Genomic DNA, 13810 nt, shown 5'->3' with positions numbered 1-13810 from the left:
CTCATTTTTATAGTTCTATCGAGTTACGAATTACTCTGTGATGTAGAGATCTTTAGAGTAAATCTTGTCTTCCGCGTTATTTACTGGGAAGCCACCAACTTTCGGTGATAGTAGACGTGATTTCACGTACTGGTAGATAGGTGCGATTGGCATATCTTTTGCCATCAACTTCTCTGCTTCTAGGTAAAGTGCTTGGCGCTCTTCGTCAGAAGTTGAAGCAAATGCTTTGTTCATGATCGCATCGTACTCTTTGCTGTCGTAGTGAATACCACCAGTAGTGTTATTACTCATCATCAGCGTTAGGAAAGATGAAGCTTCGTTGTAGTCGCCACACCAACCTGCACGAGCAACCTCAAAGTTGCCAGAATCTTTGGTAGATAGGTAAGTTTTCCACTCTTGGTTTTCTAGCGTAACGTCTAGACCAAGTGTCTTCTTCCACATTGAACCCAGTGCAACCGCAAGTTTCTTGTGGTTCTCTGATGTATTGTATAGAAGGTTAAATTCAAGAGGGTTGTCTGCGCCGTAACCCGCTTCTTCCAATAGACGCGCAGCTTCTGCGTTACGCTCTTCTTGCGTCATTTTGCCGTATGCAGGAATTTCTGGGTTGAAACCTGCCGTAATTTCAGGTGTTAGGAAGTAAGCTGGCTTTTGACCTTGACCTAAAATCGCATCGGTCACAATGTTACGGTCAATCGCATAAGAAATCGCTTTACGCACACGAACATCATCAAACGGCTTTTTCTTCGTATTGAATATGTAGTAGTAAGTACATAAGTTACCGGTTACAGACACTTCTTGTGGGTGCTCTTTCTTCAGACGCTTGAAGTGCTCTGTAGGCAGCTCGTTCGTGAAGTCGATTTCACCCGCTAGGAAGCGGTTCATTTCCGCTACTTGGTTCTCGATTGGTAGGAAAGTAACTTGGTCAAGCGTCGTGTTTTCGTTGTCCCAGTACTGTTCGTTACGTTTTAGAACCAAACGCTCGTTTACAACCCAGTTGTCAACAACATAAGCACCGTTACCTACAAAGTTCTCTGGCTTCGTCCATTGATCGCCGAACTTTTCAACAGTTGCTTGATGAACAGGTTTCACTGTCGTGTGGCCCATCATCATTACAAAATATGGTACTGCAGTATCTAACTCAACCACTAACGTGTGATCGTCAACCGCTTTAACACCTAACTCGCTCTTATCTTTTTTACCCGCAACAATGTCTTTTGCGTTCTTCATCTTGGTGTATTCCATGTACCAAGCATATGGAGAGGCGGTTGCTGGATCGACTGCGCGTTGGAAGCTGTAAACGAAATCACCTGCAGTGACAGGATCACCGTTTGACCATTTTGCGTCTTCACGTAAGTGGAAAGTGTATGTTTTGTTGTCTTCAGTTTCCCAAGATTCTGCAACACCAGGGATAGTGTTACCGTCCGCATCTTGGTTTACAAGGCCTTCAAGAAGATCGCGAATCACGTGGGATTCTGGAACACCTTGAGATTTATGAGGGTCTATTGTCGCAACTTCTGTACCGTTACCACGCACCAATTCTTGAACAGCAGCAAGTTTTGGCTCTTTAGAATCAGATTTAGCTTCAGGAGCTGGAGCCGGAGCAGGCTCAGCAGCTTGTTTCTCCGCAGGCTTTTCACCACAACCAGCTAGAGCGAGAGAAAGACCAGCACCAATAAATAAAGCGCGCGTGATTTTATTCTTATACATGCGTAAAACTCCAAATTTTTTCGTTAGCATCCATGACTTCTTTGTAAGGGCCTGGAACGGTCAGAGTTTTAGATTTTTTTAGTGCACTTTCTGAGCACAAAAGTCTAAAACCTTACAAAGACTGCGGCACACATTAGCAATCATTGAAGTAATTTGCCATAAAAATGTAGCAAAAAAACCAATAATGCTGACTAAACCACACATATCTAGCAGTAAACTCTAACCCCAAAGCATTCACCAGCCAAATAAAGACCAGAAGCGACATTTAACAGGCGAAACTTTCGATTAATCTGAGTTTAAACCATTTACTAGCATCTTATGCTAGATATTTACACATCATTTAACATTTATGACAAATCAAGTCTAACAAATAATTGTTTATATATTGGGCAAAAAACTTTTATTGTGAAGAATATCACCAGACAAAAGATAGGAAATATTGAAACAAAGTGAGCAATACAATGAAGATAAATACAAAAAAAGCTAAGTACCATTAGCACTTAGCTTTTTTCACTAGAATGCGGGTTAGTTCTATTTTTCCCAACGCTGTGCAGCTTGATGATCGGTGTCGCGCGACTCAATCCAACGATCTTCATTCGTCGTACGCTCTTTTTTCCAAAATGGTGCTTGGGTTTTCAGATAATCCATGATGAACTCGCACGCATCAAATGCCGCGCCGCGGTGCGCACTGGAAACGCCCACAAATACAATTTGATCACCGCTATCCATGTCTCCGACACGATGAATCACGCGTACACCTAATAGTGGCCAGCGAGACTCAGCTTGATCGCAAATGTCGCTCAAGCTCTTCTCTGTCATCCCCGGATAGTGCTCTAGATGTAAACCAATGACATTATCCCCAAGGTTCATATCTCGAACTTTACCAACGAATGTAACGACAGCGCCGGCAGCCGTCCCTTCAGATAGACGTTGATATTCTTGCTCAACCGAAAAGTCTTCAATTTGTACAGAAACACGAGAATCCATCTTAACCCCCAGTTACCGGCGGGAAAAACGCAACTTCGTCACCTGCTTTTACTTGTGTATCCAGAGGGACGATGGATTGGTTCACTGCAGCAAGTAGCTTTCCTGGCTCGAGCGCTAAATCCCACTTGCCATCTTTCTCAGTGCCTTCTTCCACTAGATGTGCACGAATTGATTCAACCGTTTCAAACGGCCCGTCTAACTCGACACTGTCGATGCCAATCAGCTCGCGAGTTTGAGCAAAGAAAAGTACTTTAATCATGATTCCACCTTAAAGTGACCAGATTTACCACCCGTTTTCTCTAGTAGACGAACTTGACCAATGACCATGTCTTTTTGTACTGCTTTACACATATCGTAAATCGTTAGAGCAGCAACGGAAGCTGCCGTGAGCGCTTCCATTTCCACACCAGTTTTACCCGCAAGTTTACATACTGATTCGATGCGAACTTTGTTTTCTGCTTCGATAGCTTCCAGTTGAACTTCAACTTTAGAGAGTAGTAGCGGATGACAAAGTGGAATCAAATCCCAGGTTTTCTTCGCAGCTTGAATACCAGCAATACGAGCCGTCGCAAATACATCACCTTTGTGGTGCTGGCCAGAGACAATCAGTTGAAGTGTTTCTGGGGCCATGTGAACAAATGCTTCAGCACGAGCTTCACGAACCGTCTCCGTTTTTGCTGACACGTCAACCATGTTTGCTTCGCCAGAAGCATTGATATGTGTAAATTGGGTCATTGTTTTTCCTTCGCTTTTAGGAAAGGTTATACAGATAGGTGTGGCATGAAGTTACAAGGGCGATGACTTGCATCCAACTGCTGTTTAATAATTTTTGTCCAGCCTGTACGACACGCACCCGTTGAACCTGGCATTGCGAAGATCACGGTGTGGTTAGCAAAACCTGCAATCGCACGAGACTGAATGGTAGACGTACCGATCTCTTCGTACGACACCATACGGAACAACTCACCAAAACCTTCAACTTCTTTATCAAATAGAGGCTTAAGTGCTTCTGGCGTGCTATCACGTGAGGTGAAACCTGTACCGCCAGTAATCATGATCGCTTGTACGCTTTCATCAGCAATCCATTGAGAAACAATCGCGCGGATCTTGTACATATCATCAATAACAATTTGCTTGTCTACTACGTTGTGACCCGCTTCTTGAGCATGCTCAGCTAGGTAACGACCAGAGGTATCGTTTTCTTCAGTACGAGTGTCAGATACCGTTAGAACGGCAATATTTGCAGGTTGGAATTTGCTTTCAGCGTGACCCATTTGTTCACCTATTCTCTTAATTAGCTTTGATACGCTTGGTATCGATTCGGAAAAAGTTAGAGCCAGCTTATCAGTGAACTCGCTCTAAAAATTGAATGAAGTTAGCCGCCGATAGACGCGAGGTGTGGCGTCATACCAGTATTGCCATCATGCAAGAAATGGCTTACCGACTTGGTTTGTAACTGCGCCTGGATACGTTCAATAAGCTCACTCTCTTGCTCATCACGTTCCAAAAGATCACGCAATTCTACACCGTGGTCTCCAAACAGACATAGGTGCAGCTTACCCATCGCAGAAACGCGCAGTCGGTTGCAGCTTTCACAAAAGTCTTTTTCATAAGGCATGATAAGACCTATTTCACCCTTGTAATCAGGATGAACAAATACTTGCGCAGGACCATCATTATGCGAGCGCACTTTCAGCAACCAACCATTTGCAATTAGCTGGTTACGAATTGCCACTCCGGATACATGGTGCTTATTAAATAGCTCATCCATCTCACCCGTTTGCATCAACTCAATGAAACGCAGTTGGATTGGACGATCTTTTATCCAGTTAAGAAACGCTGGCAGCTCGTGATGGTTCAGATCTTTCATCAACACCACATTAACTTTTACTTGCTCATAACCGACCTCGAACGCACGTTCGATACCATTCATGACTTCAGTAAACTTATTTTCACCTGTGATTTGATGAAACATACGCGGGTCAAGGCTATCCACACTGACATTAATGTGGGTTAAACCCGCTTCACGCCAATCTGCGACTTGTTTTGCCATGCGATAGCCATTGGTTGTCGTTGCAACTTTTTGAATGCCAGGCGTCGCCGCTACTGAATGGATAATGTCGGTAAAATCTTTGCGTAAGCTAGGCTCACCACCAGTGATGCGCACTTTTGACGTGCCACAATCAGCGAATGCTTTTACGACCCGTTTGATTTCAGGGAGAGATAAAAAAGACGAGTTTTTATTGCCCGAAGGCTTATAGCCATCAGGAAGGCAATAGGTACATTTGAAATTACATACGTCGGTCACAGACAGACGCAAGTAATAAAACTTACGATGAAATTTGTCTTCGAATTGTTGCGCCACGGAACACCTTTCCAAACACGGGAGGCATGGCCATTTCCAATCATGCCCTTGTGACAGTATGCCACTGGCTCAAAACGCTTATCCAAGGACTTAGCAATAGTGAGCTCGGAGTTATGGCAACCAGAGATATGAAATCTCTGATAGCTTTGCGGTGTAAAATACTTAATATTTGTAATGGAATCCAGACTTGAGTGATAAAAAACTCTCTAGAGACACAATTTACCGCTAAGTGAGTACCTTTAAGACACTCCTTAAGATAAATTGTAGCCGTTTTTTATTAGATTATTAGAAGAACATAATGAATATCTACACAGATAAAAAAGTGGTCGCTGTTGGCGGTGGTCATGGCTTAGGTCGAATGCTGGCCGCATTACGAGATTTTGGCAGCAATGCAACTGGGATTGTTGCCACGACTGACAATGGTGGTTCAACAGGAAGAATTCGTCACTGCCAAGGAGGAATCGCTTGGGGAGACACACGTAACTGTATTAATCAGCTCATTACAGAGCCTTCGATCAGTTCTATGATGTTTGAATATCGCTTCAAAGGCACTGGCGAACTTGATGGTCATAATCTTGGTAATTTGATGCTTACTGCACTCGATAACTTATCGGTCAGACCTTTAGATGCCATTAATCTGATTCGCAATATGTTAAAAGTCGACGTTAACATCCTTCCTATGTCCGAACACCCTTCGGATCTTTCCGCGTTATCCGTAGATGGGAAGTGGGTTACGGGAGAAACAAATGTCGACGAAATGAAAGCAGACTTGCGACGTTTGGATCTTTCACCAGAAGTGCCTGCTACCAAAGAAGCCATCACGGCTTTGGCGGAAGCTGACGCGATTATTCTTGGCCCTGGCAGTTTTTTAACTAGTATCATGCCTCCTTTATTGCTGCCTGAACTCGGCAAAGCGATTGCAGCAAACACAAAAGCAAAAGTCATTTTTGTTGCTAACCTGAGTCCAGAATACGGCCCAGCGGGACGAATGACGATGGCTCAAAAATTAGAATGGTGTGAACGTGCCTGTCAAGGAAGAAAAATAGACGTGGTTCTAGCAGAGAAAACCGAGCAAGACGTCTTAAGTCAATGGAATGTAGTGACGGAGTCACTCGCCTCCTCTAACCGAGACTGGCGTCACGATAGAAACAAGCTCAAACTAGCGATTGAAAATCAGCTACAACTTTCTATTTAAGAGCACGTTACCTGGCTAGCGCCCTCTTTTAAGGTGTTTATTGATAATGAAAACCCTTCTGTCATCGAAGGGTTTTAGTTCAGGCATCCAGTAAAAACAGATGTTTACTAAGAAAAAATGGTTAATAGAAAAAATAGCTACTGTCGCCAAGAGCGATAAGCATCTCGAGTTTCGTGCAAAAGATCGAACATAGCCTCTAACTCCTCAGACTCCGCAGTCAACTCACCGGCTTTCGCTTTTTTGTCTATGGACATAGCCAGTTCACAAAGGCGATCTGCCCCAAAGCTCGCAGCACTACTTTTCAACGCGTGGCTGATTTCTTTTGAGTAAGCTAATCGCTCTGCCCCCTGCAGTTGGGATAAGTTCTCGATATAGGTATCCATTTCTCCTAGGAAGATATCGAACAGTACAGGTACGTTGTCACTGCCAATTTCCATCGACAGTTCATCTATTTTTTGCTGATTTAATACATTTACACTCATACTTTTTGCCGCTCTTCCTTGCCGTTCCATGCCTGTAACTTGCGGTAAATCGTCGACGGACTGACATCAAGATATCCCGCCGCTCGAGGAATATTGCCATCACATGCTTCAATCGCTTGCTCGATTGCCATTTTTTCCGTCATCCATAATGGCATAATCTCAGATGCGGTCATCGCTTTCGGCTCAATTAATTTAGCCACAGACGACGGACGGTCAAGCGGTTGATTCAACGGTGGCGGTAACATGTCCAACGTAATCTCTTTACCGTTGTTTAGAACAACGATATTGCGTAGCACGTTTTGTAACTGACGAACGTTACCCGGCCACTCATAGCTGTTGAATCGCTCGATGACATCAGGCGCAAAACGTATGAAGCTTTTTCCTTCTTCGTGTGACATGTAACCTAGCAGTGAGTATGCAATTTCAATAACATCTTCGCCTCGTTCGCGTAAAGGCGGTAAATGCAAAGGAATGACATACAAACGATAGTACAAATCTTCACGGAATCGACCTTCTTGTACCTCTTTCCAGGGATCACGGTTAGTGGCACAAACAAAGCGCACATCCACGCTCTTCATTTTTGAGGAACCCACTTTTTGGAATGTGCCCGTTTGAATAAATCGTAGCAACTTGGTTTGTAAATCCAAGTCCATCTCACAAAGCTCATCTAGAAAAAGTGTGCCGCCATCCGCTAACTCAGCTGCCCCTTGACGATCATTCGCAGCGCCAGTAAAGGCCCCTTTTACGTGACCAAACAGTTCACTCTCAATCAAATCTTTTGGAATTGCAGCACAGTTAATTGCAATAAAAGGTTTGTCACCACGTTTACTTGCTGCGTGAATAGCCTCGGCACATACCTCTTTACCAGTTCCACTTTCACCTGTGATAAAAATACTCGCTTTACTGCTCGCCGCTGAATCTATCGTACGGTAAACCTGCTGCATGGTTTGGCTACTGCCGATAAACCCCTGATAGCTCTGATTGCCTGGATTATCGGCTTCATTTTTTAGCTTGGTCGCTTTACGAATGGCATTGTTAACCGTGACACGTAAACGGTCTGCTTCACACGGTTTAATTAGAAAGTCTTGTGAGCCATGACGCATGGCCTCGACAGCGGTATCGATAGAACCGTGAGCGGTCATAAAAATTATAGGTACGTCGGGATGACTCTTTTTAACGGCATGTAAAACGTCCATCCCCGTCATATCTGGCAGACGGAGATCGAGTAAAATAAGATCTGGAATTCGATGATTTAGGCTCTCAATGGCATCCCTACCTGTGCCGACAATATTGATATCTATGCCAAGCGGTGTCAGGTATGAGCGGTACAGAGCCGCAACAGATGCGGTGTCCTCGACCATTAAAAGGTAACGAGACTTTGGGCCTTCGGGTTTTTGTTGCATAACCTAGCTATTATTTTGTTGTGTTTTAAACAATAATCGCATTACGCTTTGCATTTTGCAAATAACATTAGCTAAATTATGGGCAAAGGAAAAAATTCAAAAATAATATCAATTATTTAAAAAGTGGCACAAACCATGCTGTAACGATAGTGACCCCTCGGGTCACCTAGCCAACTGACGTTGTTAGTGAACGATATGTTCACAAAACAAGCCAATAGACCCGACTGCCTATTGGCTTCTTTTTTTACAAGCGGCCTAAAATGCTTGGATAGCTAAATCGGTAAGTTTGTTCAACTATTTGCGATGAACTGCGCTCGTAGTTTTTCAATCTCGTCACGCTTTTGTGCCGCTAACTCAAATTCTAAATCTTGCGCATGCTGATACATCGCCGCCTCCAGTCGACTGATTTCTTTTTCTAGCTGCTGAGGGGACAGTGCCTCGTAAGTTTGCGAAGGCTCCGCCACTTTCGATAATGGTACCTGTTTAGTGTTACGCTGGCGTTTAGACTTAGTGATATCGCCAAGTTCCATGATGTCTTTGATATTTCGTTTGAGCGCTTGTGGCGAAATACCCATTTCTTTGTTGTACGCTTCCTGCTTCTCGCGACGACGGTTAGTTTCATCCATCGCCTTTTTCATTGAGTTGGTGATTCGGTCAGCGTATAAAATCGCCTTACCTTCGATGTTTCGTGCAGCACGACCAATGGTCTGAATGAGTGAGCGTTCAGACCGCAAGAAGCCCTCTTTATCCGCATCCAAAATTGCAACTAACGAGACCTCTGGCATATCCAGGCCCTCTCTCAATAAGTTTATTCCCACCAGCACGTCAAATTCCCCAAGACGAAGGTCACGGATAATTTCCACACGCTCAACAGTATCAATGTCTGAGTGTAAATAACGTACCTTAACATCATGTTCGTGAAGGTATTCGGTGAGATCTTCAGCCATTCGTTTGGTCAGTGTTGTAACCAGAACTCGTTCATCTTTAGCAGCGCGAATACGGATCTCAGACAATAGGTCGTCGACTTGGGTCGCTACTGGGCGAACTTCCAACTCAGGGTCAAGCAAGCCTGTTGGACGAACGACTTGATCCGCCACATCACCCGCCGATTTTTCTAGTTCGTAATTTCCGGGTGTAGCAGAGACGAAAATCGTTTGTGGCGCTAGTGCTTCAAACTCCTCAAACTTCAGTGGACGATTATCCAAAGCTGAAGGTAACCGGAAACCAAACTCCACCAGCGTTTCTTTACGCGAACGGTCACCTTTATACATGGCACCTATCTGCGGTACTGTCACGTGAGATTCATCGATGATCAACAAGCCATCATGAGGTAAGTAGTCAAACAGGGTTGGTGGCGGCTCACCTTCCGAGCGTCCACTGAGATAACGAGAATAGTTTTCGATACCGGAGCAAAAGCCCAACTCATTCATCATTTCGATATCGAATTGAGTGCGCTGGCTAATTCGCTGCTCTTCCAGTAGCTTGTTGTTATCTAGAAGCTGCTTTTTGCGCACTTCTAGTTCGACTTTAATATTTTCAATCGCTTCAAGAATGCGATCTCTTGGCGTGACATAGTGCGTCTTGGGATAGATGGTATAGCGCGGCAAGTCTCGTTGTTTGACCACGCCTGTCAATGGGTCGAACACACTGATGCAATCCACCTCATCGTCAAACATCTCAACGCGCACAGCGTCTTGGTCTGATTCGGCTGGGAAGATGTCAATCACTTCACCTCGAACACGGAATTGGCCACGCTCAAATGCAACGTCATTGCGCGAGTATTGGAGCTCCGCTAGGCGACGAAGCATATCACGCTGATCAATCACATCTCCACGTCGCAAATGAAGCATCATTTGTAAGTAGGATTCCGGATCACCCAAACCATAGATAGCTGAAACCGAAGCAACGATAATAGCGTCTTTCCGTTCCAATAAAGCTTTAGTGGCAGACAGTCGCATTTGCTCAATGTGGGCGTTAACCGAAGCGTCCTTTTCAATGAAAGTATCTGTTGTGGGAACGTATGCTTCAGGTTGGTAGTAATCGTAGTAAGAAACAAAATACTCAACCGCATTATTAGGAAAGAATGACTTCATCTCACCATATAACTGAGCAGCAAGCGTTTTGTTTGGCGCAAGTAATATTGCAGGTCGTTGGGCTTGAGCAATCACATTCGCTAGTGTGAAGGTTTTACCTGAGCCTGTGACCCCCAACAAGGTTTGATGTGCTAGCCCAGCATCGAGCCCCTCAAGCAACTGATTGATCGCTCCTGGTTGATCGCCCGACGGCTGATAATCGGAGACCAATTCATAGACTTTACTCATACCCTTCCTCAATTTTACTGCGCTTTGGCTGTATATATATACACCTTAGCTAATGAAATCTACGTCTATCGAGAATTTAACCATCATTGTTAATAAATTTTCTTGTTTGTCTAGAATGCTATAGCCATACAAAAGTGACTCTGATATAGTACTTCGCCCTAGTTGAAGAGCTACACACATTCTTCACATTATAGTTTCCACAACTTTTCCCCAAAAATTAGCTTAAAACTTTCTTATCCCCAAAAGATTGATTTTTATCCACTTTGAATACCTTTTGATTAACATCGATAAATCTCTGTTTTATTTGCTTATTTTACGCATAACTCCGACTAAAAATTCATTAAATAAAAACCTAGTTGCATATCAATTTTCTTTACCCAGATCTCATCAACATACTTATCCACAAATTTAGTGGATAACTAACCTCGAGCCTTTACTGGCAAGCCATACAGAAAAGTAAAGCCCTTAAATCAATATTTTTTGCTAAAAATGTATTTTTTTACTGTTGACAGTAGTTTGAGTGCTCGGTAAGATTCTTCCCGCTTTCAAGCAAAGCAATTCCTCCTTAGCTCAGTTGGTAGAGCGACGGACTGTTAATCCGCAGGTCGCTGGTTCGAGCCCAGCAGGAGGAGCCAGATTATAGAAAAGCCGTGTCGCAAGACACGGCTTTTTTGTATCTTAATCACCATGAAATCTAAGCCAATCTAGGCGCCATAAAATCACACCGAAATAAGTTCAAATTACAGAACTCATAACATTGTCATAGATAGTGTTCTCACAGCACCACACATTTAATTCTGTCTCTTTTCTAGCAAAACACAATCGTAAATATTTGAATCTATTATTAATGCAATTTAATCATTAAAAAAATGAAAAGCATTCATTTTACTCATAATAAATAAATCCATACGATTAAAAGGGTTAAGAATGGTTCCGTCCTACTCGTCGCCTCCATTCTAATTATCAATAACTTAGGGATTTACTTATGACTATTCCGACAACTGACATGCTAGATGCATGGGCTGGATTTACTGCTGGTGAATGGCAAAACTCTGTCAACACTCGTGACTTCATCCAAAAAAACTATACACCCTATGAGGGAGACGAGTCTTTCTTAGCCGAGGTTAGCAAATCCACTTCAGCATTATGGAACCAAGTGCTTGAAGGCATAAAACAAGAAAGCCGCACACACGCCCCTATTGATTTTGACACAGACTTGCCCTCAACAATCACTTCCCACGATGCAGGCTACATCAACAAAGATCTGGAAAAGATCGTTGGCTTACAAACTGATCAACCGCTAAAACGTGCAATCATCGCCAATGGCGGGATTCGCATGGTAAAAAACTCGTGCGAAGTTTATGGCCGCGAACTGGATCCAACGGTTGAAAAGATCTTCACTGAATACCGTAAAACTCACAACAAATCGTGTTTCGACCTTTACACCAAAGAAATTCTAGCCTGTCGTAAATCCGGCATCATCACGGGCCTTCCTGATGCTTATGGCCGTGGTCGTATCATTGGTGACTATCGCCGTCTCGCCCTATACGGTATCGACTTCTTAAAAGCAGACAAAAAAGAACAATACAATTCAACACAAACGTTCTTAGAACAAGGCAACGATCTTGAGAAAACACTTCGTCTTCGCGAAGAAATAGCCGATCAAGTTCAAGCACTTGAAGACATTCGTCAAATGGGTCTGAAATACGGCATTGATATGTCGCTACCTGCAAAAACAGCACAAGAAGCGATCCAATTTACCTACTTTGGCTACCTAGCGGCGGTTAAATCGCAAAACGGCGCAGCAATGTCACTGGGCCGTACTTCGACTTTCCTAGACGTCTATCTAGAGCGCGATATCGCAAACGGTTTGATTGATGAATCACAAGCGCAAGAAATGATTGACCACTTCATCATGAAGCTACGCATGGTTCGCTTCCTACGCACACCAGAATACGATTCATTGTTTTCTGGCGACCCAATCTGGGCAACCGAAGCCATGGCAGGTATGGGTGTTGATGGCCGTACACTAGTATCTAAAACGACATTCCGATACTTACATACGCTGCATACTATGGGCCCTGCTCCTGAACCAAATATGACGATTCTTTGGTCAGAGCAATTGCCTGAAGCGTTCAAACAATATGCTGCAAAAGTGTCGATTGATACCTCTTCGGTTCAATACGAAAACGACGATCTAATGCGTCCTGATTTCGACAATGACGACTACGCGATTGCCTGTTGTGTGAGCCCGCAAATTGTTGGTCAGCACATGCAATTCTTTGGTGCACGTGCCAACCTTGCAAAAGCACTGCTTTACACCATCAATGGTGGTATCGATGAAAAATCGAAAGCGCAAGTGGGTCCGGTAGTGGACAAAGTTCAAGATGAAATTCTCGACTTTGACGCTTTGATGCCTCGTTTCGACAATATGTTGGAGTGGCTAGCAACGCAATACGTCACAGCGTTGAACATCATCCATTACTCACATGACCGTTACAGCTACGAAGCATCACTGATGGCATTGATGGATCGCGACGTGCACCGCACCATGGCGTGTGGTATTGCAGGTCTGTCTGTTGTCGCTGACTCTTTGGCGGCAATTAAATACGCGACCGTGAAACCTGTTCGTGATGAAGATGGCATCGCCGTTGATTTTGAAATCGAAGGTGATTATCCAAAATTTGGCAACAACGATGCCCGTGTTGATGACATCGCTTGTGATCTAGTTGAGCGCTTCATGAAGAAAATTCAGAAGATGCACACCTACCGCGAAGCAGTGCCAACTCAATCGATTTTAACAATCACATCTAACGTGGTTTACGGTAAAAAAACGGGTAATACACCTGATGGCCGTCGCGCAGGTATGCCTTTTGGGCCGGGTGCAAACCCAATGCACGGTCGTGATGAAAAAGGGGCGGTTGCGTCTCTGGCATCGGTGTCTAAATTACCGTTCGCTTACGCTAAAGATGGTATTTCTTACACTTTCTCAATTGTGCCGAACGCATTGGGTAAAGATGAATTAAGTCAGAAGAAAAACCTAGCCGCGCTAATGGATGGTTACTTCCATCACGAAGCAAGCAACGAGGGCATTGCGATTGAAGGTGGTCAACACCTTAACGTCAACGTTCTAGACCGAGAGATGTTATTGGATGCGGTTGAACATCCAGAGAAATACCCTCAGTTGACGATTCGAGTGTCTGGTTATGCGGTACGTTTTAACTCTCTAACGACAGAGCAACAGCAAGACGTCATCACTCGTACTTTCACAAGTAAGATATAAACATAGTCCATCAAGCACTCAGAAGATTTAAATAATTAGCTTGTAAATATGCATTGCCCGCTTCTCT

11 protein-coding genes, 1 tRNA gene and 1 riboswitch are annotated in these 13810 nt (G+C 43.9%); of the genes, 3 read left to right on the top strand and 9 right to left on the bottom strand.

What is annotated here, in order from left to right:
- Positions 1-30 precede the first annotated feature (30 nt).
- From R7E47_RS07285 to moaA, 6 genes are all read right to left on the bottom strand, one after another.
- A complete protein-coding gene (locus R7E47_RS07285; RefSeq protein ID WP_017633862.1) occupies positions 31-1707 on the bottom strand; it encodes an ABC transporter substrate-binding protein in 1677 nt (558 codons plus the stop codon).
- A 531-nt stretch (positions 1708-2238) separates the two neighbouring features.
- Positions 2239-2694, bottom strand: a complete 456-nt coding sequence (gene moaE / locus R7E47_RS07280) for a molybdopterin synthase catalytic subunit MoaE (protein WP_005380781.1) — start codon at positions 2692-2694, stop codon at positions 2239-2241.
- Between the two features lies 1 nt (position 2695).
- Entirely contained in the window at positions 2696-2953 is a 258-nt protein-coding gene (gene moaD, locus R7E47_RS07275; RefSeq protein ID WP_017636051.1) for a molybdopterin synthase sulfur carrier subunit, read from the bottom strand.
- Positions 2950-3429, bottom strand: coding sequence for a cyclic pyranopterin monophosphate synthase MoaC (gene moaC, locus R7E47_RS07270; protein ID WP_005380779.1), 480 nt, complete (start codon positions 3427-3429; stop codon positions 2950-2952). Before moaC ends, moaD begins: the two co-directional genes overlap by 4 nt.
- A gap of 26 nt (positions 3430-3455) precedes the next feature.
- Entirely contained in the window at positions 3456-3968 is a 513-nt protein-coding gene (gene moaB / locus R7E47_RS07265) for a molybdenum cofactor biosynthesis protein B (RefSeq protein ID WP_005388935.1), read from the bottom strand.
- A 101-nt stretch (positions 3969-4069) separates the two neighbouring features.
- Positions 4070-5059 (bottom strand): GTP 3',8-cyclase MoaA, encoded by a 990-nt coding sequence (moaA, locus tag R7E47_RS07260; RefSeq protein WP_017636052.1) that lies wholly within the window; start codon positions 5057-5059, stop codon positions 4070-4072.
- Positions 5048-5182: riboswitch (molybdenum cofactor riboswitch) on the bottom strand. (Overlaps the previous gene by 12 nt.)
- Positions 5183-5357: 175 nt before the next feature.
- On the opposite strand from moaA, the gene R7E47_RS07255 reads away from it, so the two are divergent.
- Complete coding sequence (locus R7E47_RS07255) at positions 5358-6254, top strand: YvcK family protein (protein WP_005388931.1); 897 nt, start codon at positions 5358-5360, stop codon at positions 6252-6254.
- A gap of 137 nt (positions 6255-6391) precedes the next feature.
- Here the strand turns inward: R7E47_RS07255 and luxU are convergent, their stop codons facing one another.
- The 3 genes from luxU to uvrB form a co-directional block, all read right to left on the bottom strand.
- A complete protein-coding gene (gene luxU, locus R7E47_RS07250; RefSeq protein WP_017636054.1) occupies positions 6392-6736 on the bottom strand; it encodes a quorum-sensing phosphorelay protein LuxU in 345 nt (114 codons plus the stop codon).
- Positions 6733-8139, bottom strand: a complete 1407-nt coding sequence (gene luxO, locus R7E47_RS07245) for a quorum-sensing sigma-54 dependent transcriptional regulator LuxO (protein ID WP_005380768.1) — start codon at positions 8137-8139, stop codon at positions 6733-6735. The genes luxU and luxO overlap by 4 nt, the downstream gene beginning before the upstream one ends.
- A gap of 290 nt (positions 8140-8429) precedes the next feature.
- Entirely contained in the window at positions 8430-10460 is a 2031-nt protein-coding gene (uvrB, locus tag R7E47_RS07240; RefSeq protein ID WP_213908062.1) for an excinuclease ABC subunit UvrB, read from the bottom strand.
- A gap of 559 nt (positions 10461-11019) precedes the next feature.
- On the opposite strand from uvrB, the gene R7E47_RS07235 reads away from it, so the two are divergent.
- Positions 11020-11095 (top strand) — tRNA-Asn (locus R7E47_RS07235).
- 350 nt (positions 11096-11445) lie between these two features.
- A complete protein-coding gene (gene pflB / locus R7E47_RS07230; protein ID WP_205461162.1) occupies positions 11446-13743 on the top strand; it encodes a formate C-acetyltransferase in 2298 nt (765 codons plus the stop codon).
- Positions 13744-13810: the final 67 nt, after the last annotated feature.

It is taken from the genome of Vibrio sp. Vb1026, from assembly GCF_033338745.1.
In the GTDB taxonomy this organism is placed as follows: domain Bacteria; phylum Pseudomonadota; class Gammaproteobacteria; order Enterobacterales; family Vibrionaceae; genus Vibrio; species Vibrio alginolyticus.
Note: the sequence above shows the minus strand (reverse complement) of the source record. Positions and strands in the feature narration are given on the sequence as shown.